Below are 1,189 nucleotides of genomic sequence, written 5' to 3' on the forward strand. Positions count from 1 at the left end.
GCAGCGGCGGCGCGGCTTAGCTCACCGTTGGAAATCTGTTTCCGGGGTATTGCCAGGTTTTTTAAGCTTTCGCGCTCTGGCTCAGTTGGCAAATAAAAGTGGTTAAAGCTTTTGACTTTTCTGCTTTGTCGCTCGGGTAAATTACTTGGCTTTTTTAGCTCTGTATTTCCAGATATTGGCTTAAGTTTTCTGGCATTTTCTCAACTTGCAGTTGTTTCAGCTTTATTGATTTTGCCTTTTTTTGCGTGGAGTTTCTGGTTTTGCGGTAAAGCAGTCTTGGTTCATTAGTTTTTGCTTTTATTGCTGTGTCTGTTTTATAGCTGTTGCGGGGTTAAGCTTTTCGGGATTGCTTCATCAGCTTTTTGTTAATGCCGGTGCTGTTACCTTGTAAGCGCCTAATTTCCAACAAGTCGCCCAAGCTGACGCCGACACGCACCGATTTCACCAGCAAAGCAGCGGCGGCGCAGCTTAGCTCACCGTTAGCCATATTTTTTCCAATAAAGGAAATCTATGTCGAATCAGCATTTATACATTAAATTTTCGGCATATGCTGTTGTGATAATGTTCTGCTGTATGCTAAATGGCTGCGCGTGGGTTGGCACACGTACACAGACAACGTGTGAAAAAGTGATATCTAAACCAATAATTTCAACTGATTATGGTATAGTTTCAGATCAATGGAGACGGACGCAACCAAAACTTAATGCATACACACTGAAGCTTTTATGGGGGCCTCCATATAAGATAAATGTTTTAGGTAAAGATAAAGTTGAGTGGATTTATAGTCCAAACAGATTTAATCCAGCGGAAATAAGTACATGGCGAGGATCTCTCATTATAGCACTGATTGTTCCAATCCCTTTAATGTTGCCCATTGGAAATGAGGAGAATCGAATATTACTTGAAAATGGTATTGTTAAGAGAGCACATTTCCAAGAATGCCATTTGAGTACTTACTTCTTGAGACTATATTTGTTTTCTTTAGTGCATGTTAATTCTCTCGGATTTGGTGAAATAGAATATGACAGTGAGTGCGTTTTTTATAAAAAAGACATATATGAGAGCTCTATTGCTGAACCTCTTGAAGATGATTCCAGAGCTGGTCTGGAAAAATTGGACAGCCATTTAAGTGAAAATCTGCTTTATTAGAACATCAAAAAAAAAGGAGCAGAAGAATGGCAAAAGGAAT

The 1,189-nt window shown here is 39.6% G+C and carries 2 protein-coding genes; one reads left to right on the plus strand and one right to left on the minus strand.

The genetic code is table 11. The annotated features are described in order from the left end of the window. Window positions 1–331 precede the first annotated feature (331 nt). Window positions 332–487 carry a hypothetical protein gene (locus K245_RS27950; protein ID WP_156906885.1) on the minus strand — a complete coding sequence of 52 codons (156 nt, stop codon included), beginning with the start codon at window positions 485–487 and terminating at the stop codon, window positions 332–334. Window positions 488–510: 23 nt separating this feature from the next. On the opposite strand from K245_RS27950, the gene K245_RS0121730 reads away from it, so the two are divergent. Next, window positions 511–1,149 (plus strand): hypothetical protein, encoded by a 639-nt coding sequence (locus tag K245_RS0121730; protein WP_027360830.1) that lies wholly within the window; start codon window positions 511–513, stop codon window positions 1,147–1,149. Window positions 1,150–1,189 lie beyond the last annotated feature (40 nt).

Source organism: Desulforegula conservatrix Mb1Pa (assembly GCF_000426225.1).
Lineage (GTDB): Bacteria > Desulfobacterota > Desulfobacteria > Desulfobacterales > Desulforegulaceae > Desulforegula > Desulforegula conservatrix.